This window comes from Henriciella algicola, assembly GCF_003576245.1.
Taxonomy (GTDB): Bacteria; Pseudomonadota; Alphaproteobacteria; order Caulobacterales; family Hyphomonadaceae; genus Henriciella; species Henriciella algicola.
The window spans coordinates 225,439-248,971 of sequence record NZ_QWGA01000008.1 but is presented as its reverse complement, the minus strand read 5'-3'; the positions used below and the strand labels follow the sequence as shown (position 1 = coordinate 248,971).

The following is a 23,533-nucleotide window of genomic DNA, read 5'->3' as shown; positions in this document are numbered from 1 at the left end:
AGTCAGCCCCCTGTTTCGAGTTGCTGGCGCGCGGCGGCGTTGGCTGGCTCAAGTCGCAGCGCCTGCTGTGTGATGACAATGTCATAAGCGAGGCCATCTGCCATGGGGGCGTAAACAGCAGAGCCGAACTGGCTGCCCTTCACGCCGACACGCTCGCCCTGCTCACGGGCAAGGGCGAACACGTCGAGGCCGGGGTTCTCTGACAGGGCGAGACCATTGCTGGTCGCCTCACTGACAGAGCTTGTATTGTACCGGCGGTTCATACGGCCTTCCATGTATTCAAGCCGGTAGACGCTGTCATAGCCCAGCATGTTTGCCATTGGCTCAAAGGTGATGACGCGCGCCCCGAGCGAGAACTCATCTCCGCTAAGAACACAAGGCTCACCCTCGGCGCCCGGGTCGAAACAGGTAACCTCGCCGCCGCCTGCAAGATCGACATTTACGCGATAGGCATTCTCTTCACCGCTGACCGCTGCGAAGGTCACTCGCGCGACCGGCCGCTCATAGGTCAGGCGCTCATAGGTCTGCAGGTTCAGGCCGAGGAAGGTGCCGATGCCCGCGATCCCCAGAAAGCCGATACCAAAAAGGAAGCGAAGCGCGCCCGTCATGACCCGCAGCTTGAACAGGCGCCCAAGCCCAGCAAAGGTCAGCATGAGGCCAACAACACCCGACAGCGCGGGCAATATCCACCAGATCAGATCCATTTTCTCATCTCCATCGCCCCCCAAAGGCGGTATTTCCAGCAAGACCCTAGCTTATCAGGGCAGCATGTCACCAAAATAACGCCTGCTTAACCCTGTCATTGCGGAACGTGCATGCTAGACATTCAGCGAAAGTCAAAAGCTGCGGGAGGATTTCAGATGAAAAAGTGGGCATTTCTTGCGGGCGTCTGCCTGACCGGGTTGTGCGCGATGGGCGCAGGCGCGCAGGACGCAGGCAGCGATGAGGAAAGCCGCCGTTTCACCGCTGAACGCGTCTTCGACATTGAATACGCGACCTCACCTCAGATTTCGCCTGATGGCTCCAAGATCGTCTATGTCCGCCATTCCATGGACCAGCTGACCGACCGCGACCGCGGCGATCTCTGGATCATCGACGTCGCCTCTGGCGAGCAGCGCCCCCTTGTTACGGGCGGCGCATCAGCGGGTGGCCCATCATGGTCGCCCGATGGTTCGAAGCTTCTCTACTCAACTGCCTCGGCCGACGGTAAGCCGGAGCTTCGCCTCCACTATCTCGACACCGGCCAAAGCTTCTCCCTCGCCCAGCTCGAATATGGCGCTGGCGGTGCGAAGTGGTCGCCTGACGGCTCGAAGATCGCCTTCTCGATGTTCGTAAAAGGCGAGAAGCCGAGCTTTGCGACGCCGCCAAGTCAGCGCGCAGGCGCCCAGTGGAGCGAGCCCGTCCGCGTCTTTGATGACCTGACCTTCCGCTTTGACGGCCAGGGTTATCTTGAGGAAGGCACTACGCACACATTCGTGCTCTCTGCCGACGGCGGTTCACCGCGTCAGGTCACAAAGGGCGACGCTGACCTTGGCGGGCCTGTCTGGCTCGACAATGATACGCTGCTTGTCACCGGCAACACGGCCGAAGACGCCGACCTCGACCCGATCGAGAGCGAGATTTACGCCGTAGAGCTCTCCGATCTTTCCATGCGCGCGCTGACCAGCCGCGATGGACCTGACTTCGGCCCGGTCGTCTCTCCCGACGGGCGCACCATCGCGTTCCGCGGCCATGACGACAATCTCAAAGCCTATGAGCAGGCCAACCTCTATCTGATGGATGCCGACGGCTCGAACGTCCGCGAAATCGCCGCCGACTTCGACCGTGAGATCGGCGCCCTGCAATGGGCGCCCGATGGCCGTTCGCTCTACAGCGCCATTGAGAATGCCGGCAATATGGACCTCTTCCAGATCACGACGGGCGGGGACACCTCTGTCGCCGTCTCAGGCCTTGGTGGCACATCCATCGGCCGGCCTTATGCGGGCGCAGACTTCTCTGTTTCAAAGACGCGCAACCCGGTCATCGCCTATACTGCTGGCACCGCTGACGCCCCAGCAGAGGTGGCGATCGCCGGGCGCGGCGTGAATGCACGTACGCTGACCTCGCTCAATGCTGATGTCCTGCCCTATCTCGACATGGCCCGCGTTGAGGAAGTCAAAGTTTCTTCCAGCGCCGATGGCCGGGAAATCGAAGCCTGGGTGGCCCTGCCGCCAGACTTCACCGCCGATGGCAGTTTCCCGATGATCCTCGAGATCCATGGCGGCCCGTTCTCCATGTACGGCCCGTTCTTCGCGAGCGAGATCCAGCGCTATGCCGCCGAAGGCTATGTGACCGTCTGGGCGAACCCGCGCGGTTCGACCGGCTATGGTGAGGAGTTCGCCCAGCTGATCGACAAGGCCTATCCGTCCACCGACCATGACGACCTGATGACCGTCGTCGATGAGATGGTGGCCCGCAACTATGTCGACCCGGAACGCCTCTTCATCACTGGCGGGTCTGGCGGCGGCGTGCTCACCGCATGGGCCGTCGGCAAGACAGACCGCTTTGCGGCAGCCGCCACGATCAAGCCGGTCATCAACTGGTTCACCATGGCACTTGCCGGCGACATTGCACCCTTCGTCTGGCGCCACTGGATCCGCGAGGATCCGTGGGAAAACCCGCAAGCCTATTTCGACCTCTCGCCAATCTCGCTCGTCGGCAATGTGACGACACCGACGCTTGTCATGGTGGGCGAAGAAGACTGGCGCACGCCAACCTGGGAAGCTGAGCAGTTCTACACCGCTTTGAAACTTCAGGGCGTCGACACGGCCCTGATCCGCATTCCGGGCTCCCCGCACTATATCGCCGGTCGCCCAAGCCGCCTCATCGCCAAGACGGACAACATCATGGGCTGGTTCGCGAAATATGACCCTGCAAAGCAGGACGGAGAAGGCGAGGAGTAGGACCCAGAATGTCAGACCTTGATGCCCTGATCGACGCTCTGCCCAAGGCCGAGCTGCACCTTCACCTCGAAGGCAGCCTCGAGCCTGAGCAGCTCCTCGAATTTGCCGCCCGCAACAAGGTCGACATCCCCTTCAAGACGCTCGAGGAAGTCCGCGCAGCGTATGAGTTCTCCAACCTGCAGGACTTCCTCGACATCTACTATCAGGGCATGTCGGTCTTGCAGACAGAGGCCGACTTCCACGACCTGACCGATGCCTATCTGCAGCGCGTCGCCGCCGATAATGTCCGCCATGTCGAGGTTTTCTTCGACCCGCAGGGCCACACCGAACGCGGCGTCCCGTTCGACGTGCCGATCAGCGGTATCCTGAAGGCGCTCGATGCTGCGAAGGCAAAGTATGGCATCACCTATCGCCTCATCATGTGCTTCCTGCGCCACCTCTCCGAAGAGGAAGCCTTCAAGACCTGGGATCAGGCAAAGCCCTGGCTCTCAAGGATCCATGGCATCGGCCTCGACAGCTCAGAGAACGGCCACCCGCCTTCCAAGTTTGCGCGCATCTATGAAGAGGCCCGCAAGGAGGGGCTGAAGCTCGTCGCCCATGCAGGCGAGGAAGGCCCGCCCGCCTATGTCTATGAGGCGCTGGACGAGCTGAAGGTCGACCGCATCGATCACGGCAATCGCTCGTTGGAAGATGAAAAGCTTGTCGCCCGGCTGGCCGAGAGCGGTATGACGCTGACAGTGTGCCCGCTTTCGAACCTCTCGCTTTGTGTCGTCGATGACCTCACCCAGCACCCCATGAAAAAGATGCTGGAGCTTGGCCTTAGGGCGACGGTGAACTCTGACGATCCGGCCTATTTCGGCGGCTATGTGAGCCAGAACTTCCGCGAGACGGCCAAGGCCGTCGGCCTGACCCGCGATGACATCATCACGCTGGCGAAGAACAGCTTTACCGGGTCATTCCTCTCCGCCGATGAGCAAGCACCGCATCTTGAAGCGATTGATCGCGTAGCGGCATCTCACTGATAGCGAGATAGGTTCGACATCGTTGAAGGCGCGCCGCTGAAGCACGCAAAACTTCCGTTCGAAAGCAAGCTTGCCTACGCGCTAATCGCCATGGCCGACCCGCTGGTCATTCTGTCGAAGCAAATGGCCAGCGCCCGCGCTTGGACGATGTCCCGTCCATCTCTTGAAGGCCCGGGAAAACGCGCTTGGGTCTGAAAAACCAACCAGATAGGCGGTTTCGTTGACCGAGACTTTTTCGCCTTCAAGATAATCAATCGCGAGGCGATGGCGTAAGCGGTCCAGCAACTCGTCAAAGCTCGTGCCTTCCTGCTTCAGCTGCCGGTACAGCGTCTGACGGCTCATCCCCATCTGCGAGGCAATCGTCTTCATGCTGACATTGCCCGTATGCAGATCTGCCATCACGCGTCGCTCGACCTCGGACGCGACTGTGTCTGAAGCTTCAAGCTGCTTCAGGAGCTCGTCGGCATGCGCGTTCAGCATGCCAAAGACATAGCCGGGCGAGTCCGATATCGTCATCGTGAAATAAGCAGGGTCGATTTCCATCGTGTTCCGCTCCTGGCCGAACTTTACCGGCACACCCAGCAGCTCCTCATAGAGATCGCCATAGTCAGGACGCGCATGCGTAACCTCGGCAGACAGGTAGAGCGGCACCTTGGGAAAGACGCGTGTAAATCCGCAGATGAACCGGCCGAGCGTCGATTCAGTCAGTTCAGGAAAACTGTTGGGATTGGCCCGCTTGTCGACAATGTAAGTGCGCCCGCCATGTTCCTCGATAACAAAGCGATCCTCGCGTCCCACGCCTTCTACTTCGATAACCAATCGGCCATACCGGTTCATCTGCCGGAAGGCCTCGTCCATGGTCGGCGCCGCAAAACAGATCAGGCCCACAATGGACAGCACGTTGAACCTGATATCGGTGCCAAAGCGCAGCGCGAGCGCGGGGTCTTCGGACAATCGCTTGCCTTCGCGCATAAGACGTTTGAACCGCTCGAACGGGATACGCGCCTCACTTTGCTTGAGATCGTCTGCGCTCAAACCGGCGGCTGACAGCAGTTCAGCGCGGTCGGCGCCGAGGCTGACGGCAAGGTCGAGCAGAGCTTTCGTATAACCAGCTGATACTGAGGCTCCAGCCATTATCCTCCCCTCGGGCGTCGCCCATTCGCGTCCGCCCTATTGTTACCACAGGTCATGAAATTGGAACCCGCCGTCATGGGGTCAGCCGCGCTGCGCCGATAAAATGCAGCCAAATCGCACTGAAAAGACCAAGAAAATGACAGCGCTCACTTCCCGCCCCGCAATCCTCCCGCAACTTGATGCCTTGCGCGTCCTGAAACTCTCAGGCGCACTCTGGTTCGTCATCGCCGTGATCGGACAGGCCGCCTTCGCCGCCTATATCCTGGGCTTCTACGGTGTATCGACCGCCCAAGGTGATTTCGAGCGGATGGATGGCCGCGTATTTCACGGCTTCATCGATGGGGACCTGCTGGGCAACAGCCTGTTCCTGAGCCATGTGCTGCTGGCCTTTATTATCACGTTCGGCGCCCCGTTTCAGCTTGTCCCACAGATCCGCAACAACTTCCGCACCTTCCACCGTTGGAATGGCCGCCTCTTCCTCCTCGTGGCCGTCGTGATGAGCGTCGGCGCACTTGTTCTCGTCTATCATCGCGGCGTTGTCGGCGGCGCCTTTGTTGCGACCGGAAACACGATCAATGCAATCTGCATTCTCGTATTTTCCGCGATGACGCTGAGATTTGCGCTCAAGCGCCGGTTTGCAGATCACTATCGCTGGGCGATGCGACTCTTCATTGCGGCGAGCGGCGTCTGGTTCTTCCGGCTCGGCTTCGGATTCTGGGCCGGTATCACGGGCGGGACAATGCCCGGCAGCGCCATGGACCTGACCGGACCGTTTGACCGGTTCCTTGGCATCGGACACGCGGTCATTCCCCTGCTTGTCCTAGAGCTCTACCTCCTCGTCCGCGACAGAGGCTCAGCCCCCGCGCGCTACGCCATGGCAGGTGGAATGGTTGCCGTCAGCGCGGCCACAGCACTCGGTATCTTCATGGCCGCTCAGATCTTCTGGCTGCCCGCCTTACACTAGGGCGGCGAATATTGATAAAAACGCCCTAAGGCCCTGTGAGCCGTCGCTGACCTGGCCGGGTCGATGTGTCGACCTTCTCGGTCCAGCCCATTGCGAGGTAGGCTTTCATAGCCAGCGCATTCTGGTCATCGACGTCGAGCGAAAGCGGCGCACGCGCCAGATCTCGCGCGACTTCCAGCAGGCCTGACCCGACCCCGCAAAGACGCCAGTCCTCTGCGACGAACAGATGCGGCACGTAAGAGCTTTTCCGCTCCAGAGTCAGGAAGCCGATGACGCCGGCGTGCGGTTCTTCGGCAACGATACAGCGTGAAAGGCGGAGCGTCTGGCGAAGGCGGATGAGCTCATCGACGGGGCCACTGCGCCAGGGAAATGCATCAAGACAGTCGAGAAAAAGCGTTTCCACGCTGACATTGTCAGCTCGTGCGTAAGGCCTGATCTTCCAGCCTGCACCTTGATGAAGCAAAAGCGCCATGCCCACACTTTTAAAGAGGCGGGCTTCGCTGCAAAGTATTTTATGACGTTTCGGTAACGTGGCGGGCCGCTTTCCGGGCCAGCCGATGCAAACGGGCCACAACTTGCCAAATGGCCCATCACCGCAAATAGTCAGCGCCACATGATGGAGGGAGTTCATGAGATCAGCCTGTCTGATAGCCGCCGCACTTGTGGGCCTGCCCGCGAGCGCTGAAGTCGTCACTGCGACCGCTGACCATTACACGCTGCGCCATGAAGCGGTGTCGGAGCTGAGTGTCGAAGAGACATGGGAGCGCCTCATCCAGCCCGACACTTGGTGGCACGCAGATCACACCTATTCCGGCAAGACCGAACATCTCTGGCTAAACCCGAATGCGGGCGGGCCATGGATGGAAAGCTGGGAAGGCAACGCCGTTGAGCACGGCCGTGTCCTCTCAATCCTTGAGAACAAGATGCTGCGGCTGGACGCCCCCTTCGGCCCGCTGCAGGGCATGGGCGTACAGGTCACCTGGACTATCACCTTGGAAGAGGATCCCGAGACAGGCGGCACGAAGATCGTTTTCGACGAAGTGGCGAATGGCTCAAGCCAGAGCGGCCTCGCCCAGATCGCGCCTGCCGTAGACATGGTCAAGCAACAAGCGATCACACGGCTCGCCGACCCCTCGCTAACTGGTTAGGCTAGGGTCACGAACCGCAAGCGCAACCGGCGGCCACCTTCATCGCTGCGTATTACTGTCACGCCAGCCTGTCTGGCGAGCGTGTCGACCAGCCTGTCAGCTTCAGCAGACTCCCCATAAATCGCGACATCAGCCCAATTTCCGTCGTCCACAAGGTCGAGCCACGGGCCTTCTTCGTCTTCCCCCGCCTGGAGTAATATCCGGCGTTGGTCAGACCCGTCCTTGTTGGCGTAAAGCCGCGTCATCGTTTCGTGGATGATGAGCGCAAGGGGCGTGACCTGTGGCACTGAAACTGCGAAGCCAACACTGAGCGAAAGCTCGATCTCGAGGTCAGGAGAGAGAGTCTCCGCCGCCTGTCCGGCCAGCTTTTGAATCAGATCGGCGACTTCGACCCCTGTTTCCCCGCTCTGATAGGTAAGGTCGAGACCGGCCGACATGGCGCGAAGGCGGCCGATCGCGTGTCCCACAAACAGTTTCACTTCCGGATTTTGAGTCAGGCGAGACGCGCGGCGAAGCAGGGAAATCTGCAATTGCAGATTGTTGTTCACCCGGTGGTGAAGCTCTTTGGTCAACAGCCGATTGATTTCCAGCGCAGCTTCGGCCGACTGCTGGGCTTCGCGGCGGGCACGCACCTCGCGGTCCAGATCGGCGACCTGCAGGCTCAGCGCTGCGAACCGATCAGTATCGTCAACGTCAAAACGGAGCATGAAATAGACGCTGGCTCCGCCCCGGCGCAGACGTTTCCCGACGCCGCGCAGCCGGAGGCCCGACGGACTTCCATCCTTGAAGATGAGGCTGAAAGGGCGCGGATCTGCGCTTTTTCTCAGGTCGGCGGTCAAGGCGCTTCGCGCGCGCTCATCGCCAACGAGCAAGGCGTCGAGTTGCTGCCCCGGTCTGGCCTGTTCAATGAGACGGCGCATGGCATGATTGCTCGCATGGACGCTTCCGTCATCCCCAACAAGCATCAGCGCTTCGCGCGAAACGTCGAAAATGTCTGTCCATTGCGCGAAAGGCGAGGGATCAGCCGCCAAAATATTCCCGCCCTTCGGGCGCCTCGTCCGGCTGAACCAGATTGACCACCACGCGGCATCCCTTGTCACCGCGCGCGATGGCTTCCTCGATTACCACATTGGCATATCCAAGATTATCCGCCGTGATCGTCCCGAACACATTAGACGTCATCATGCAGAGCGAGGGACGACCTTCGACAAATTTGCCAAAAGGACACGCCTTGTTGCCCAGCACAATTTTCGTCTCATCGGCTTCGATGATGTAAAAGTCGCCTTCAATACGACGTTTGAGATCGACCAGTACCTGGCCGATTTCTTCGCGGCTGAGCTTCTGGACCGCAATCTCTTTCTTGTAAGCCTGGTTAATCTGATTGCCGATGGCCCCGCCAACGACCGAGATGTAACCGGAAGCATCCTCTAGCCCGACGACAGATTCCAGCGTGCCTGCCAGTTCGCGCAGAAGGGACCTCAGAAACAGGTCACGGTTCAGCCCGACATCAGCAGTTTCAACAGGACTTACAGAAATCGCCATGGCACCACCCCTATCTGTTCCTGACATAACTTAGGTTAAACACTTTTGGTTCGATGCCGACTGCAACAAGTTTTACGATTTCAGCCGTGGCGCCTCTGTTTTCATTCGGCATCTGAGCCTGCCCATCAAAGGGGCGCACGAACGCAAAATGAAAATTTTTCGGCCTAACCTCCTTGCGCAAATCACTTTTTCGTCACATCGCTCAAGTTCCGTTGATGAAAGGGTCCGGAAATGAAAAAACTTTTCTATGTTGCTGCCGCTGGCGCGTTCGCCGCTGTCCTCGCCGGTTGCGAGGGTGACACCACAGAAGTCGAAATCGAAACCCCACCGGCTGAAGAAGAAGTCGTGGTCGAGGAAGACACTGTTGGCGAAGACCTCGAAGAAGCTGCAGACGAAGTCGCTGCTGAAGCTGAAGAGCTCGCAGAAGACACCGAAGCTGCTGTCGATGAAGCCATGACCGATACCGACGGTGACGGCATCGCAGACGAAGTCGACACCGACGATGACGGCGACGGCGTCGCTGACAGCGAAGATCCAGACTTCGAAGAAGACTAAGGCATGCTTCGGCTCGCGCATCCTGAATGCGCGCGCCATGTGAAATACAGTCTGAAAAGGGCAGCCGATGGGCTGCCCTTTTTATTGTCGGCGCCCTAACGCCCTTCCAGGGTCGTGCTTGCCAGATCAAGATACGGTAGCGGATCCACACTCTGGTATCCTGGCGTCTTTTCTACCAGCTCATCGAGCCAGGCCTTGTGCCCCGAGCCGTAAACCACAAGGACACGGTCACCTGGCTCAGTCACCTGTTGAAGCTTGTTGAATATCTTTGCGTTGCGCATGAACCAGTAGGCGGCAAGCTCTGCGCCCGGCTGCTCCTCGCCTTCGCCATAGCCGATGATCTCCCAATAGAAATGGTCCGGCACCCAGTCGGAATTATGGAGCTTCAGAAGTTCCGGTATCGTCGATGTGGCCTGAAGGGCCTCGAACTGCGAAACCATATCGGACATGTCAGCCAGTGCCGTGAATTCCTGCTGCCTGCCTGCGCGCTCGGCGAATGCCGAAACCCGATCAAACGGGAAATAGTCCGGCTCGTCGCCAGATGGCTGCTCATTGATCGCATAGACACGGTCCACACCGGCAATCCGGGCAACGCGGTAGCCGATCTGAACATCCTCGCTCGCTTCGTTCAGCAGGTCATCAGCTTCGAAACTCTGGAACCCCGCGTCCAGATAAGGCGGCTGCGAAACGATCTCTAGCGCGATGGCCGTCGGCTCGAAGCTCGCCAATGCTTCGCCAAGAACCTGCAGCTCTTCCTGACGATTGGGAGAGAGAATGTTGTCGGTCTCGATGTTATTCACATCCAGACCCGGATTATCGAAGTGATAGACGCCGAGTACCATGACCTGAACTGGTTCGGACTCGCCTTTGACGGCGTCTTGCGCGGACACGGGCCCGCCGGTCATCGCCGCGAGCGCTAGAACGCATGCCAGTTCACGCCACATCAGCGCGACCTCCGAATGGCGATCGAAGGCCGCGTGCCCCCAGCCCGCCACGATAGGCAAGCTCAGATTTTTTACTAGCGAATGGTCCGGTCATGATGGTCTCCTGTAAAAGAGACCACCATAACAGAATTTCCTAGAATCCGGCGTGCTTACGCGCTGGCCGCCTTCGCCGCTTTCTTGCGCTCATGCGGGTCGAGGTGGATCTTGCGCAGGCGGATGGACTGCGGCGTGACTTCAACCAGCTCATCTTCGGCGATATAGGCCAGCGAACGCTCGAGCGTCATTTGCAGCGGCGGGGTCAGGCGCACGGCCTCGTCGGTACCCGACGCGCGGACGTTGGTCAGCTTCTTGCCCTTCATGACATTGACCTCAAGGTCATTGTCGCGCGTGTGCTCGCCGATAATCATGCCCTGATAGACCTTGTCACCAGGGTGGATCATCATCGGACCGCGGTCTTCGAGGTTGAAGAGTGCGAAGGCCACAGCCTCGCCCTGCTCCATCGACACGAGAACACCGGTGTGACGGCCTTTGATCGCGCCCTTGTAGGGTGCGTATTCAAGGAAGACGCGGTTCATGATAGCCGTGCCGCGCGTATCGGACAGAAGCTCACCCTGATAACCGATCAGGCCGCGCGTCGGCGCGTGGAAGACGAGCCGCGTGCGCCCTGCGCCCGATGGCTTCATCTCCATCATGTCGGCTTTGCGCTCCTGCAGCTTCTGCACGATCACGCCGGTGTGCTCATCATCGACGTCGATGACCACTTCCTCTATCGGCTCGAGCTTTTCGCCCGTATCCGGGTCTTCCTTCATAACGACCTTTGGGCGCATCACGCCAAGCTCGAAGCCTTCGCGGCGCATGGTCTCGATAAGAACGGCCAGCTGAAGTTCGCCCCGGCCGGACACGGTAAAGGCTTCGGCTTCGGTCGAGCGTTCCACCTGAAGCGCGACGTTGCCTTCCGCTTCCTTGACCAGACGGTCCCAGATCAGGCGCGAGGTCACCTTCTTGCCTTCGGTACCGGCCAGCGGGCTGTCATTGACGCGGAAGGTCATGGAGAGCGTTGGCGGGTCGATTGGCTGGGCCTGGATAGGCTCACTGACCGAAGGATCGACGAAAGTATCGGCCACGTTCGCTTTGGTGAGGCCCGACAGTGAGACGATGTCGCCAGCGACACCTTCCTCGATCGGCTCACGGCCAAGACCGCGGAAAGCCAGCACCTTGGAGACGCGGCCCTGCTCAACCAGCTCGCCATCGCGCGAGAGAACTTTCACCGTCTGGTTCGGCTTGATGGTGCCGGAGGTGATGCGACCGGTCAGGATGCGGCCAAGGAAGTTGTCGGACGAGATGGTCGTCGCGAGCATCCGGAACGGACCTTCCTCGGTGCGCGGCTCTGGTACATGCTTGATGACCAGCTCGAACAGAGCCGCCATATCGGTTTCCGGCTTCTCGTGATCCATGCTCATCCAGCCATTCTTCGCTGAGCCGTAGAGGATCGGGAAGTCGAGCTGTTCGTCATCGGCGCCGAGGTCAGCGAAGAGGTCGAACACTTCGTTGATGACATAGTCAGGACGGCTGTCCGGCTTGTCGATCTTGTTGACGCAGACGATCGGCTTGAGGCCCACTTTCAGCGCCTTCGACACAACGAACTTGGTCTGCGGCATCGGGCCTTCAGCCGCGTCGACCAGCACGATCGCGCCATCCACCATGTTCAGGATACGCTCCACCTCACCGCCAAAGTCGGCGTGGCCCGGCGTGTCGACGATGTTAACGCGCGTATCGCCCCAGACGACCGATGTTGTCTTGGCGAGGATCGTGATGCCGCGCTCGCGCTCCAGATCGTTGGAGTCCATCATCCGGTCGGCAGTCTCTTCATTCTCGCGGAAGGTGCCGGACTGTTTGAGAAGGCAGTCGACCAGCGTGGTCTTGCCGTGGTCAACGTGGGCGATGATCGCGATATTGCGAAGCGAAGTAGGCTCGGTCATGGGAGGATAAGGCTTTCAAGTCTTGTATGGGGCGCGCTTTACACGCCTTGGCCCATAAAAGCGAGTGCCTGCCCACAGGCGGCGCGGTCTCAGAGCGGAGGTAGCTCAGGAAGCGCGCGAACGACCGCCAGTGCTGGAAGGTTGGTCATCCATTCCCCGCAGGATATTGGCGCCAGCTCCTCGCCATTCAGCTGGCCGAGAACAATGGCTTCACCGGCACTACATGCGCGCCGCATCTCGGCATAGGCCGCCCCCGGCGCGTCGACGAGATCGATCCCGTTCAGCTGCCTCAGCTGCGGGTTGCCGGGCAGCTGGCCGCCGCAATGCTCGCTGATATCGGTCCAGTAATGGTCTTCACGCTGATAGAGGCTGACCTGGTTCTGGCAGACATCCCGCTGCAGCGCACCGAGCGCGGTACCTGCCAGCTGGAAATCATCGGGATGAGGGGCGGTGGGCGCCAACAGCTCCACCTCAACCCCGATCTCCGAAAGACCAATCAGGAAAGCGCTCCACTCTTCAGCGTTCATACCTTGAGCAAACATGTCCATCCGGCGCGCAAAGGCCTCTCCGCCAGCCTCACTCGCCGCCGCCTTGAAGGTGGCTGAATCGAAGGTGCGGTCCTCTCCGGCGCGAGCGAACACGTCTTTCCAGATGGTCAGAATATCGCCGCCGCCATGCTGAAGCGAGGCTGCCTCGGCGATAAGCTGGACCAGTGCGCCGCAGTCATAAGGCGCGCGCCCCCGGCTGCCATAGCGTGTCGTGGTCAGGGGCCGGCGCACCAGCGCGCGCTGACACTGATTGATCTTCTCTTCGATGTCGGCACGCAAATGCGCCTCATCCATCCCGGCGCGCATGGAGATGTACTCGGCCGCCCCCTCATGCACCCAGGACTGCTCTGCATTCTCGCTGGAGCTATAGAGCTGCCCGACCCACACATGCACCGTCTCATGAAGGGCGAGGCTCTTCATCCGGCCCATGAAGTCATCATCCGATGGATCAAGGTCGAAACCACGCACATGCAGCGTGATGAAACGGCCAAGGGAGCTCCCCTTGAAGCTCGCCCCGTCACCTTCGCGGTAGGTCATAATGAGCACAGGCGGCGCGGGTGGCGGCTCAGTAAACCGGTCTGTCAGTGTCTCGCTGATCGCGTCGATATCCGCCACGAACTTCCCGCGCAGCCAGCCCGGAATATCCGGACCCGCGATCACGGTGGCATGGTCGTCGGTGACATGATCTTCCGGGCCGATATAGACGAAACCGCCCGTTGCCGCGGCGACGCTTTCGCCGCTCGCGCGGCGCTCATTTGCGGCGAGGAAGACCTCTCCATCCGCCATCCTGCTGGCGGCCATGAAGGTCTCATAGCCGCTCAGCGACAGCCCCTCGCTCAAAACTGTCCAGCCCGCCTCACCAATCCGGAGCACCGGGACATATCTGCGATCATAGAATTGGTCAGACGGTTTCATCCGCAGCTCGAAACTGTCAAAGGCAGAGCCACCCACCCGCGCCAGAACCACACCGTCGAACTGCCAGTCATCGCCCTGCGGCACCCAGAGCCGGATACGCTCATCGGCCTCCACCCACCCTTGAAAGCTCACGCTCTCTACAGGCTCTGACAGGGTCCATACCGCCGCCAGCTCATCGCCCTGGCGCTCCAATACTACGTCCGCGCGCGGGGTCTCTACGTCTTCGCCGGTCTGACTGACAGCGAGACCGGCGAAGAGCGTCAGAGCGAGAAACGCGAGCAGATATCTGGAAATGTTCACCGCAGGATTCTGACCGAAACCCTCACCCCTGCCAAGATGGGGAACGCCCGCGTCCGCCTGTCGTTGGTCCAGACACCCAGACAATCCAGAGAAGATGCCCTCATGACCTATATAGAAAAGCACCTGAATCAGGGCGAGACCATAGTCCGCGTCGGGCGCTTTCACTGGCTCTGGTATGCACGCGCCTGGGCCGCGTTGATCATCTTCGGCTGGCTGATCGTTGGCCTCATCTATTTCATCTATGAGATGATCCGCCTCATCACGACCGAGTTTGCCGTCACTGACAGACGCCTCATCAGGAAGACCGGCTTTATTGCCGCCAATGTCGACCAGATGTCCCTCGAGGCCATTGAGGGCGCGAGCCTAAGGCAAGGCGTCATCGGCCGCATTTTCGGCTTTGGCAATCTCGACATTGACGGGCGCGGCGAAGGCGAGGTCGACTTCCCTATCATGGCCGCACCAGCGAAGTTTCTGAAAGCCGTCAATGAAGCCCGAAGCGCCGCCGAACGGGCCGCCGTTGACCGGCTCGCCGAAGACATCAGTCACAGATAATCGGCTGGCCTGCCCCTGCGGCATTAAAGCATGGCCTCGCCCGGAACGCTTGAGAAGTCGCTTCGTTGATTGGGCACGCAGTCAGAAAGGCTGCCCTAGCAATGATTTTAAATTTGAGGAGATAGAATATGTCCAAGAGAGCAGAAGGTAAAACGGTCGCCATCCTCGCCGCAGACGGCTTTGAGGAAGTGGAGCTGACCTCCCCAAAAGAAGCGCTTGAGAATGCAGGCGCCAAGACTGTGGTCGTCTCGCTCGAGAGCGGCGAGATCCAGGCCAATCAGCACCGCGACAAAGGAATTATGGTCAGTGTCGACAAGACGCTGGACGATGTGAAGGCCGACGATTTTGACGCTCTTCTCATCCCGGGCGGCCTGTTCAATCCGGACACGCTGCGCCAGAGCCAGAAGGCGCTCGATTTCACGTCGAAATTCTTTGAACAAGCCAAGCCGGTCTTCTCGATCTGCCACGGCCCACAAGTTCTTATTTCGGCAGGCCTGGTGAACGGCCGCGAGATGACCGGCTTTACCGCCATTCAGCAGGATCTGAAGAATGCAGGCGCCGTCGTTCGCGATGAAAAGGTCGTGGTCGACAAAGGTCTCGTGACGTCACGCAACCCGGACGACCTTCCCGCGTTCAACGACAAGATTGTCGAAGAGCTTTGCGAAGGTAAGCACGAAGCTCAGAAGAAATCGGTCGCAGCGTAACTCATCCCCTCGCTCAATGACCGTATGGAAGCGTCCCCTATTTCAGGGGGCGCTTCTTTTTTTGTGCGATTGTTGCCGACCAGGTCTCAGCCGCAGTGGGTGTCCATCACGTCCTCTCAGTCTCAACCCAACGCCGCCGCCAGAATGAAGCAGGACAGTCCCTGCGAACAAACGAGCCTAATATTAGCTTGACCGCTAATTACTGGTTATGCTAATTAGCATTTATGACAAATAATGTATTCAGCGCGCTGGGACATCCCCTCCGTCGGCAGGTCATGGATCTGCTGCGAAAGGGCCCGCGGACGTCCGGCGAACTTGCCGACGCATTCGACGCCAGCTGGCCAACGGTCAGCCGGCATCTGGCTGTGCTGAAAGACGCCGATCTCATCACCGCCGAAAGACATGGCACCAGCATCATCTACCGCGCCAATACCAGCGTGATCGAAGATGCTGCCGCCGCCCTTCTGGCACTTATCGGCAAAGACAATGGCGACGACGACATGAAGGAGGCCGCAGAATGATCAGGACAGGTTTGATATGGTCGGGGTTGGCGATCGCCGCCATGCTGGGAACCCTCATCTGGGCGTGGAGCGCCCTCCCAACGGGGGTGAACATCCCCGTACATTGGGGACCAAGCGGAGAGGCGGACGGCTTTGCCACGCGCGATAAAGCATTGCTCATTCTCGCTATCCTGCCCGCAAGCGCGATCTTCACCTCATTTCTGCTCGCCGCGGCGCCCTATCTTGACCCGTTCAAGGCCAACCTCCAGCGCAGTAGGCAGGCCTATACGGCGATCTGGGCCGGCAGCATGGTGCTGCTCGCGGCACTGACCGCAGGCATCGCCCTCATGATGACCCGCGGCGCGAATGGCGCGACGGATTCCAATGAATTTGTCCGCTTCGTCATGGCTGGATGCGGCGTGTTGTTTGTCATCATCGGCAACTACCTGCCAAAGACCCGCAAGTCCTTCTTCCTGGGCATCCGCACGCCCTGGACGCTGACCAGCGACTATACCTGGGAGAAGACCCACCGCCTTGTGGGCCCGCTCTATATCGCTGCAGGTCTTATCGGCATCGTGCTCGCCTTCACCATGACCGGCATCTGGCTCGCGCTCAGCTTCACCGGCGTCATTCTCGGGGTCAGCCTGTTCGGCGTCGCCTATTCCTGGTGGGTATGGCGCAATGCGAATGACCGTAATGAAGGCGCAGACTACGTGGTCTGAGACGAGGACTAGCTTGAAAGCCAAAAGCGGGCGCGGGGACTTCTCTGCGCCCGCTTCTTTTATACCTCAAAGCCGCAACCTAGATGGGGCCCTCCAGCTGAAAGCGCGCAGAAAGACCCGCCACATGAAAGCGACCCTCCTCCGCCTCTTCATCCTGTGGCTGTCGATCTATGTGCTGGTGCTGGCGGGGCTGACATTGCTGCGCGCCATCTCGCCGGGCCTGCCGCTCGCTCTCAGCACGCTCATCCTGACGCTTATCCTGGTGCCTACGATCAGCTTTCTCATCGTCCCAATGGCAGGGGCCCTCACCGCGCGTCTGCTCGGCAAGGGCCCCACTTCGCATTAAAGTCTGGTCGCGAAGCCTAGTTGTCGCGGTCCTTCACCTCGGCCTCATTGGCAATCGCGCGGTCTTCAGCATCGAACTTCACGCTTGGGGCTGCGCCGCTGCCGTAAGAGCGTGACTTCGCCGCCAGCCGGTTCATCGACTCTTCCATCGTGCCCTTGCCGACCGCCATTGTCTGCGCGGCAGACACGCCGACAGCTTCGGCATCGTCGAACTTGCCGAAATCAGCACCGAGGAAAACAACTTCCCACCCCTTTGCCTCAACGCGGTCCAGCGCGGCTTTCGCGCCTTCATGAGTGATCTCACGCGAGGAGTTCTCCAGACCGTCCGTCATGATCACGATCACGGCCTTCTCCGGATTGTCGCTTTCAGCCGTCGAAATGATGCGCCCGATGGCATCGAAAAGCGGCGTCATCCCGCGCGGCGACACCTCATCAGAGGTGACAGCCTGCCAGTCGTCTGGCGCCACGTTTTCGCGCAGCACATCATACTGAAGTCCGTCCTGCGCATCGAAGACCGCCAGCGTGACCGATGTTTCCAGCGGCGCCGTCTCACCCTCACCTGCCTCGCCAACAGCGGCGGCATAGGCGTTGACTGAGGTGAGCGCCTCATCCCAGAGGTTTGACATCGAGCCTGTCCGGTCGAGCAAAATGTAAGAATGGACCGCCTTCGGCGCTTCTGGCTCTGGCGGTGTATCTGGCGCGGGGGCTGGACGTGCAGCGCACGCCGCGAATGCAAAACCTGCGACCAGGGCCGCGCTCAGGAACGCTTTTCTCAACATGGGATCATCTCCTCCAGTGACCTTGGACCCCACCCCGGAGTCCGGTGGGGCAGAAGCTCACCGCCAAATGCGGCCATGACGCGGCGGCTTCGCGGTGATCAGGGGGTGATCTTCGGGCAGGCCGGGCGTCCGACAAATTCGAGGCGGCCGGAACTCGCCCCGGTTGCAGCGTGTTCTTGATGAACAACTGGCAACAAAGGATACGCGAAATGGATATTGTTGGAATTCTCGTCTGGCTCATCATCGGCGCAATTGCTGGCTGGCTCGCTGGCAAGGTGATGCGCGGCGGCGGCTTCGGCCTCCTCGGCAACATCATTGTCGGCATCGTCGGCGCGGTGCTCGGCGGCCTGATCTTCGGCCTGCTTGGCATTGGCTTTAGCGGCATAATCGGAAATCTGATCGGTGCCTTCCTCGGCGCCTGTATCCTGCTCTTCCTGATCAGCCTCGTGAAACGCGCCTGATCAGGCCAGCAGACACAAACCGACAAAGCCCCGGCACGGACGCCGGGGCTTTTTTGTGGCTTCAGCCCAATCCACTTGCTCCGCAGGCGCACTTGAATATGTTGCGCGCCAGACCGACCCCCTGCCCCAATGGAGCAAACAGCCATGGCTACCAAGCACGCGCCGAAGAAAGTCGTCCTCGCCTATTCCGGCGGCCTCGACACCTCGATCATCCTGAAATGGCTGCAGACCGAGTTTGGCGCAGAAGTCGTGACCTTCACCGCAGACCTTGGCCAGGGCGAAGAGCTGGAACCGGCCCGCGAAAAGGCGCTGAAGCTTGGTATCAAGCCAGAAAACATCTTCATTGAGGATGTGCGCGAGGACTTCGTGCGCGACTATGTCTTCCCGATGTTCCGCGCCAATGCCGTCTATGAAGGCGTCTACCTGCTAGGTACCTCGATCGCCCGCCCGCTGATCGCCAAGCGCCAGATTGAGATCGCGGACATCACGGGCGCCGACGCCGTCTGTCATGGCGCGACCGGCAAGGGCAATGACCAGGTCCGCTTCGAGCTTGGCTATTACGGCCTCAACCCGGACATCAAGGTGATCGCCCCGTGGCGCGACTGGAGCTTCAAGTCCCGCTCCGACCTTATCGCCTTCGCTGAAGAGCACGACATTCCGATCGCCAAGGACAAGCGCGGCGAAGCGCCTTTCTCGGTCGACGCGAACCTCTTGCACACCTCCTCAGAGGGCAAGGCGCTCGAGGATCCAGCCGTTGAGACGCCGGATTTTGTCTACCAGCGCACCGTCAGCCCGGAAGACGCGCCGGACCAGCCGGAATACATCACCGTCCAGTTCGAGAAGGGCGACCCCATCGCCATCAATGGCGAGGCAATGAGCCCCGCCACGCTTCTCACCGCCCTCAACGAGTATGGCCGCAAGCACGGCATTGGCCGCCTCGACCTTCTGGAAAACCGCTTTGTCGGCATGAAGTCGCGCGGCATGTACGAGACCCCGGGCGGCACCATCCTGCTGACGGCCCATCGCGGCATCGAACAGGCCTGCCTCGACAAGGGCTCGGCCCACCTCAAGGATGAGCTGATGCCGAAATATGCAGAGCTGATCTATAATGGCTTCTGGTGGAGCCCGGAGCGAGAAATGCTTCAGGCCGCCATTGACCACTCCCAGCGCTATGTCGAAGGAGAGGTTCGCCTCAAGCTCTACAAGGGCAATGTCATTCTCGTCGGCCGCTCATCGCCTTACTCGCTCTACAGCGAGAAGATCGTCACCTTCGAGGACGACCACGGCGCCTATGATCAGAAAGACGCCGAAGGCTTCATCAAGCTGAACGCGCTGCGCCTGCGCCTTCTGGCTGGCCGCGACAAGAAGGCGGGGAAGAACTAGGAATGCTGGAGTTTATCGGCCAACACTTCCAGACAATCCTCATCTTCCTGATCGCCATTGCCGCGATCTATATCGCCTATCAGCAGCACCTGACGAACAAGCACAGGTTCAACCTCGCCCTGTTCGAGAAGCGGATCGCCGTCTACTACCCGGTCAGGGACTTCCTCCTCTCCTATCAGAGGGACCTCAAGGTCGATTTCGAACAGCTTCGGGAGATGCGCCGCAGAGTGCTCGGCGCAGACATCCTGTTCGGCAAGAAAATCGTCGAGCTGAACCAGGAGATCATCGACATGGCTGTCGAATACATGACGGTCCAGGACACGCTTCAGGACGTTGAGAACCTGACCGAAGAGGAACGGTTGACGGCCCTTAACACCGAAAAGCGCCTGACCCTGAGGCTCGTCGCCGCCGCCGAACGCGCGAATGAAGCCTACAAGCCCTACTTCAAGTTTTCCCGGCAGAAATAAGGGCCGCTCAGCCCCGGTCGGGGGGTATCGACCTGAAGCGCCTGCGGTGAGCGACGAGACCGCCGAGACTTTTTCTTCAATTCCAAAAAGCTTCCGTAGACCCCGCCAACGGGCAATTGTGTCCGAAGATACCTGCGGAGGCAGGTATCGAGAGTGCACCGCCCGCCATTCTCGTGACGACGGGTTGGCTTGGCACCGGTCGCACCATGGGTCCCTGCCTGCGCAGGGACTTTCGGTAACTGAAGCGATCATCAGAGCCAGACCGGTCACCTCCTATCCGCCCTCCCAACAAAAGCGCGGATTAACGCGGTTGAGAGCGGGCCTGACCAATACCGGCCACAGACTCCATGCCGCGCTGCAAACGCGGTCCCTATCCAAAGTGGAGTGGCAGGGTAATGGGGTTCAATTCCCCGGCGGCCGTCCATCTTCCTGACCCGCCCAATACGCAATCGCCCGTATAGCCCGCATGCCACCGCCGCCGCATCCTGCACAACAGACAGCGGGCGCGGGTGGGAGGCGCACAATCTCATGGGCAAACTGACAGTCGATCCGCTGGCCATTGCCGCGCTCGCAGGCTTTGGCGCCCTCGTCGCCATCGTCCTTGGCATCACGATCTGGTTTATTCGCCAATCGACAAAGAAACCGGGCGAGCTCTAGACCGCTCTTCACATGCGCGGCGCACCCGCCTAGCCTTCTGGTCAGACGATCTGAAGGGGGAGGGCTGCATGGTCAGGTCCATCGCTGCGGGGCTCTCCGCAATTGCCATCGCTTTGCCAGCCATGGCGGAGGATACGCCCGCCCCGGCCGCCTGTCCGGAGAATGCCGAACAGGTCCTCAGCGACATGTATGACTATCTGCGCGGCACGCCGGAAGCGTCTGAAATCTCGCAGCATTTCGACACACTCGGCGCGTTTGAAGAAAGCTGCGCCAATGATCCGGTCATCCTGGGGCGGGTGGCCTTCAATTACGCGACCATGGGCAGCATCATGGCCTCGCAGGAGGCACGCGGCCTCATGCTGGACCAGTCCTTCTATCTTGCCGCCCAGCAGGACCAGCTGATCGACGAGGAAGATGAGGCACAGCGCCGGATGGGCTCGCAGGTCAATTTCCTTATGCGCGAATACATCATGAAGGAACTGACGCGCCTCTACACAAATGGCTATGTCAGCCTGCCCTATGAAGGCGAGGCGGAGAACATCTTCTCAACCACGTGTCCATGGGTGGACCGGCCAGCAGACAGGTCCCGCGCGGTCGCCGAGGCACAAGGGCTGCTCAACGCCGTCAAAGCGGACATTGATGCGGCCCCCGTCAAATCCGTCACGTATCGGCTGGAGGGTCTCTACAAAACCTGCCGGAGCGTCGCGCCAGACATCGCCTGGATCTATGCGCTAACCCTGTCCGAATATGCCGAAGCGGCGCTGGCAGACGGCAACACTGAGGCGCAGCAACAATACGCCGAATGGAGCATCGGCCTCGTCCAGAACATGCTGGACCAGAAAGACCGGATCACCCTGCCAGATATCGTCCTCGCTGAAGGCGAGAGCCATATTGAAGCGATGCGATCAGGATATCTGGCAGCCGAATAGGCAGGCCGGACGGCGCCCCCGCAAAATCACCAATCGACAAAACGCAGGCAAGGCGCGCATATTCCCGTCATCTGATCTGGAGCCTGCCATGCGCCTCATAGCTACCTCTGTCGCTATCCTCGCCCTGTCCCTGCCAGCCGCCGCAGAGCCTGCCAATCACAACGTGTTCGGCACATTCTACACACAGGCTGGCACCTCACGCGTGACGATTGAAGATTGCGGCGATGGCAGCCCGTGCGGCCGCGTCAGCGCCATCAATCCGAACGTGCTGGAGCCCGGCACAACAGCTGAAGACCTTCGCACCAAGGCGGGCGACCCCGTGCTCGGCCTTCTTATCCTCGAAGGCTTCGAACAGAAGCGTAGCGACTGGCGCGGCGGCACCATCTATGACCCTGAGAACGACAAGACCTATGCTGCGCGCATCAAACGACTCGCAGATGGCGATCTGGAGCTGAAAGGCTGTGTCGGCCCAATCTGCCAGACACAGATCTGGACCGAATATGAGGGTGAGTAGCCTCCGCCAGCCATGAGAACGCCATAGGCCCGGTCACCTAGACCGCTCACCGCTTCCGAAGATACCTGCGCAGGCAGGTATCCATATTGGCCGGCCCACAACAGCCCGCATCCTGAAAATTATACCTCATGGCCCCAGCAATGAGCCCGCATGGTGAGCGAAGTCGAACCACGCGGGCGGCGCGCACCGTCTTACAGGTCGCAGCCCCTCCTCCACCACATTGACGCCCCCAACCAACCGGCGCATCTAGCCGCCCATGCAGATACGCCTATTCCAGCCTGAAGACCTCGCCGCGCTCCACAAGATCAATCAGGCCGGTGTGCCCGGCGTTGGGCATGCTGAAACGGTAGACGACCTTGGCGCCCTGATCGCGATCGGCACCTGCCTTGTGGCCATCGGGGGCGACGACGAACGGATCGGCTTCATCAACCTGGTCTCGCCTGGCACCGCCGCTTACAACAGCGACAATCTGCGATGGATTGAGGACTGGATCACCCGTGAGCAGGTCAGCGCCCATTATGTCGACCGGATCGCGATCGGCAAAATCGCGCGCGGACAGGGTGTCGGCGAAGCGCTCTATCGCGCCGCCTTCGAGGCGGCGAAACCAAATGCGTATCTCTGCTGTGAAGTAAACACCGACCCCGACAATCCGGGGTCACACCGCTTTCATCAGCGGCTGGGCTTCAAAGCGATTGGCGACCATCGCTACCGCGCGGACTATGCCGTCCGGTTTTACGCGCGAGACATCTAGCCAGCCGACAGGGCTTGCACGCTCAGGCGGCGCTTTCAAAAAAATCTTCGCCCTCGATGGCGGCGAGGACTGTGTCCATGGCGCTGCCGAGTTTCTTCTCACCAATCCTGGCGATTACTTCATCCAGCACCATGCGGAACTGGATGGTAGAGCCATCGCTGCCCATGCTCTTCGCACCGATGGAGCCGAAAAGCGCGCGGCCTTTCTTGTTCTCCCACAGGACGTCGGCAATCAGTTCGTCGAAACCGGCTTTCTTGGAGTCGGCGGCCAGAAGCGCAATCAGAAGACGGGCGAGGCCCTTGCTATGCCAGGCGTCCAGCAGGCCGATCGAGAAATCGCCGCGCTTGTCGGTTTCATTGCCGCGCTGGGCATGAACCGCGCCAATGATCGGCTTCTCGGCCTTGGTTTCATCGATGGCGACCCACGCGATGTGCTTGACGCCGTCAACATCTGAGAGGCGATGCACGACATGGTCCGGCAGGGTTGCCGCGCCATTGAAGAAGCGCAGATAGCGCGAGCGGTTCGACAGCTGGCTGATCGCGTGGCGCAGCGCATCCTCATCTGCGGGCACCATTGGACGCAGGCGCACAGGGTCGCCGTCCAGTGTCTCGATCAAGATGTCTCGTGCCATTTGCTGCACCTGCTCAATAATTTATGCTGCACCTGCGAAATAAGTAATCGGCGGCTGCTTTCCAAGCCCTTAATGGCCGCCTATTGCATGCAAATTGTCACAGCAGGTGGTCGCTTTTGAAACGGGTCTGAACTGACGCGGTTCC

Annotated in this window: 27 protein-coding genes; 17 read left to right on the top strand and 10 right to left on the bottom strand. The window is 60.0% G+C overall.

The annotated features are described in order from the left end of the window. Positions 1-2: 2 nt before the first annotated feature. Positions 3-704, bottom strand: coding sequence for a hypothetical protein (locus D1222_RS14055; RefSeq protein ID WP_119454892.1), 702 nt, complete (start codon positions 702-704; stop codon positions 3-5). A gap of 156 nt (positions 705-860) precedes the next feature. On the opposite strand from D1222_RS14055, the gene D1222_RS14050 reads away from it, so the two are divergent. Next, on the top strand, positions 861-2,942 hold the full coding sequence (locus tag D1222_RS14050; protein WP_119454891.1) for an alpha/beta hydrolase family protein: 2,082 nt from the start codon (positions 861-863) through the stop codon (positions 2,940-2,942). Between the two features lie 8 nt (positions 2,943-2,950). Continuing rightward, positions 2,951-3,964, top strand: a complete 1,014-nt coding sequence (locus D1222_RS14045) for an adenosine deaminase (protein ID WP_119454890.1) — start codon at positions 2,951-2,953, stop codon at positions 3,962-3,964. Positions 3,965-4,045: 81 nt separating this feature from the next. Here D1222_RS14045 and D1222_RS14040 read toward each other — a convergent pair whose 3' ends face one another. Beyond that, entirely contained in the window at positions 4,046-5,098 is a 1,053-nt protein-coding gene (locus D1222_RS14040; RefSeq protein ID WP_233348780.1) for an AraC family transcriptional regulator, read from the bottom strand. Between the two features lie 136 nt (positions 5,099-5,234). On the opposite strand from D1222_RS14040, the gene D1222_RS14035 reads away from it, so the two are divergent. Next, positions 5,235-6,062, top strand: coding sequence for a DUF2306 domain-containing protein (locus D1222_RS14035; protein ID WP_182481999.1), 828 nt, complete (start codon positions 5,235-5,237; stop codon positions 6,060-6,062). A 25-nt stretch (positions 6,063-6,087) separates the two neighbouring features. Here the strand turns inward: D1222_RS14035 and D1222_RS14030 are convergent, their stop codons facing one another. Further along, complete coding sequence (locus D1222_RS14030) at positions 6,088-6,534, bottom strand: GNAT family N-acetyltransferase (protein WP_182481998.1); 447 nt, start codon at positions 6,532-6,534, stop codon at positions 6,088-6,090. A 157-nt stretch (positions 6,535-6,691) separates the two neighbouring features. On the opposite strand from D1222_RS14030, the gene D1222_RS14025 reads away from it, so the two are divergent. Beyond that, positions 6,692-7,210, top strand: a complete 519-nt coding sequence (locus tag D1222_RS14025; RefSeq protein WP_119454886.1) for an SRPBCC family protein — start codon at positions 6,692-6,694, stop codon at positions 7,208-7,210. On the opposite strand, the gene D1222_RS14020 is transcribed toward D1222_RS14025, so the two are convergent. Both D1222_RS14020 and D1222_RS14015 read right to left on the bottom strand, forming a co-directional pair. Continuing rightward, positions 7,207-8,241 (bottom strand): histidine kinase dimerization/phosphoacceptor domain -containing protein, encoded by a 1,035-nt coding sequence (locus tag D1222_RS14020; RefSeq protein ID WP_119454885.1) that lies wholly within the window; start codon positions 8,239-8,241, stop codon positions 7,207-7,209. The two genes, D1222_RS14025 and D1222_RS14020, sit on opposite strands and share 4 nt — an antisense overlap. Beyond that, positions 8,231-8,752, bottom strand: a complete 522-nt coding sequence (locus D1222_RS14015) for a methanogen output domain 1-containing protein (RefSeq protein WP_119454884.1) — start codon at positions 8,750-8,752, stop codon at positions 8,231-8,233. The genes D1222_RS14020 and D1222_RS14015 overlap by 11 nt, the downstream gene beginning before the upstream one ends. A gap of 231 nt (positions 8,753-8,983) precedes the next feature. Between D1222_RS14015 and D1222_RS14010 the strand changes: the two genes are divergently transcribed. Then, the gene (locus D1222_RS14010) at positions 8,984-9,307 is read left to right on the top strand and encodes a hypothetical protein (RefSeq protein ID WP_119454883.1); all 324 of its coding nucleotides are present in this window, start codon (positions 8,984-8,986) and stop codon (positions 9,305-9,307) included. Positions 9,308-9,402: 95 nt separating this feature from the next. On the opposite strand, the gene D1222_RS14005 is transcribed toward D1222_RS14010, so the two are convergent. The 3 genes from D1222_RS14005 to D1222_RS13995 all read right to left on the bottom strand — a co-directional run bounded on the left by D1222_RS14005 (position 9,403) and on the right by D1222_RS13995 (position 13,993). Then, positions 9,403-10,251, bottom strand: a complete 849-nt coding sequence (locus D1222_RS14005; protein ID WP_147371885.1) for a DUF5694 domain-containing protein — start codon at positions 10,249-10,251, stop codon at positions 9,403-9,405. A gap of 149 nt (positions 10,252-10,400) precedes the next feature. Beyond that, complete coding sequence (gene typA / locus D1222_RS14000; RefSeq protein ID WP_119454881.1) at positions 10,401-12,230, bottom strand: translational GTPase TypA; 1,830 nt, start codon at positions 12,228-12,230, stop codon at positions 10,401-10,403. A gap of 89 nt (positions 12,231-12,319) precedes the next feature. Beyond that, entirely contained in the window at positions 12,320-13,993 is a 1,674-nt protein-coding gene (locus D1222_RS13995; RefSeq protein WP_119454880.1) for a hypothetical protein, read from the bottom strand. Positions 13,994-14,095: 102 nt separating this feature from the next. Between D1222_RS13995 and D1222_RS13990 the strand changes: the two genes are divergently transcribed. The 5 genes from D1222_RS13990 to D1222_RS13970 all read left to right on the top strand — a co-directional run bounded on the left by D1222_RS13990 (position 14,096) and on the right by D1222_RS13970 (position 16,817). Continuing rightward, complete coding sequence (locus tag D1222_RS13990; protein ID WP_182481997.1) at positions 14,096-14,545, top strand: PH domain-containing protein; 450 nt, start codon at positions 14,096-14,098, stop codon at positions 14,543-14,545. A gap of 128 nt (positions 14,546-14,673) precedes the next feature. After that, on the top strand, positions 14,674-15,249 hold the full coding sequence (locus D1222_RS13985) for a type 1 glutamine amidotransferase domain-containing protein (protein ID WP_119454878.1): 576 nt from the start codon (positions 14,674-14,676) through the stop codon (positions 15,247-15,249). Positions 15,250-15,473: 224 nt separating this feature from the next. Beyond that, positions 15,474-15,770 (top strand): metalloregulator ArsR/SmtB family transcription factor, encoded by a 297-nt coding sequence (locus tag D1222_RS13980; protein ID WP_119454877.1) that lies wholly within the window; start codon positions 15,474-15,476, stop codon positions 15,768-15,770. A gap of 41 nt (positions 15,771-15,811) precedes the next feature. Further along, positions 15,812-16,471, top strand: coding sequence for an SdpI family protein (locus D1222_RS13975; RefSeq protein ID WP_182481996.1), 660 nt, complete (start codon positions 15,812-15,814; stop codon positions 16,469-16,471). A gap of 124 nt (positions 16,472-16,595) precedes the next feature. After that, the gene (locus tag D1222_RS13970; RefSeq protein WP_119454875.1) at positions 16,596-16,817 is read left to right on the top strand and encodes a hypothetical protein; all 222 of its coding nucleotides are present in this window, start codon (positions 16,596-16,598) and stop codon (positions 16,815-16,817) included. A 16-nt stretch (positions 16,818-16,833) separates the two neighbouring features. Here D1222_RS13970 and D1222_RS13965 read toward each other — a convergent pair whose 3' ends face one another. Further along, positions 16,834-17,595 (bottom strand): vWA domain-containing protein, encoded by a 762-nt coding sequence (locus tag D1222_RS13965; RefSeq protein ID WP_119454874.1) that lies wholly within the window; start codon positions 17,593-17,595, stop codon positions 16,834-16,836. Between the two features lie 209 nt (positions 17,596-17,804). Between D1222_RS13965 and D1222_RS13960 the strand changes: the two genes are divergently transcribed. From D1222_RS13960 to D1222_RS13940, 7 genes are all read left to right on the top strand, one after another. Further along, entirely contained in the window at positions 17,805-18,056 is a 252-nt protein-coding gene (locus tag D1222_RS13960; RefSeq protein WP_119454873.1) for a GlsB/YeaQ/YmgE family stress response membrane protein, read from the top strand. Positions 18,057-18,200: 144 nt separating this feature from the next. After that, the gene (locus D1222_RS13955) at positions 18,201-19,439 is read left to right on the top strand and encodes an argininosuccinate synthase (protein ID WP_119454872.1); all 1,239 of its coding nucleotides are present in this window, start codon (positions 18,201-18,203) and stop codon (positions 19,437-19,439) included. A 2-nt stretch (positions 19,440-19,441) separates the two neighbouring features. Beyond that, positions 19,442-19,906, top strand: a complete 465-nt coding sequence (locus D1222_RS13950) for a hypothetical protein (RefSeq protein WP_119454871.1) — start codon at positions 19,442-19,444, stop codon at positions 19,904-19,906. A 528-nt stretch (positions 19,907-20,434) separates the two neighbouring features. Beyond that, on the top strand, positions 20,435-20,563 hold the full coding sequence (locus D1222_RS15915) for a hypothetical protein (RefSeq protein WP_267896093.1): 129 nt from the start codon (positions 20,435-20,437) through the stop codon (positions 20,561-20,563). A gap of 68 nt (positions 20,564-20,631) precedes the next feature. Next, positions 20,632-21,492: a hypothetical protein gene (locus tag D1222_RS15800; protein ID WP_182481995.1), complete on the top strand. Its 861-nt coding sequence runs from the start codon at positions 20,632-20,634 to the stop codon at positions 21,490-21,492. 88 nt (positions 21,493-21,580) lie between these two features. Then, the gene (locus D1222_RS15795; RefSeq protein ID WP_182481994.1) at positions 21,581-22,006 is read left to right on the top strand and encodes a DUF2147 domain-containing protein; all 426 of its coding nucleotides are present in this window, start codon (positions 21,581-21,583) and stop codon (positions 22,004-22,006) included. Positions 22,007-22,262: 256 nt separating this feature from the next. Further along, positions 22,263-22,757, top strand: a complete 495-nt coding sequence (locus tag D1222_RS13940) for a GNAT family N-acetyltransferase (protein WP_119454869.1) — start codon at positions 22,263-22,265, stop codon at positions 22,755-22,757. A gap of 22 nt (positions 22,758-22,779) precedes the next feature. Here the strand turns inward: D1222_RS13940 and D1222_RS13935 are convergent, their stop codons facing one another. Then, positions 22,780-23,388, bottom strand: a complete 609-nt coding sequence (locus tag D1222_RS13935; RefSeq protein ID WP_119454868.1) for a GNAT family N-acetyltransferase — start codon at positions 23,386-23,388, stop codon at positions 22,780-22,782. Between the last annotated feature and the right edge of the window lie 145 nt (positions 23,389-23,533).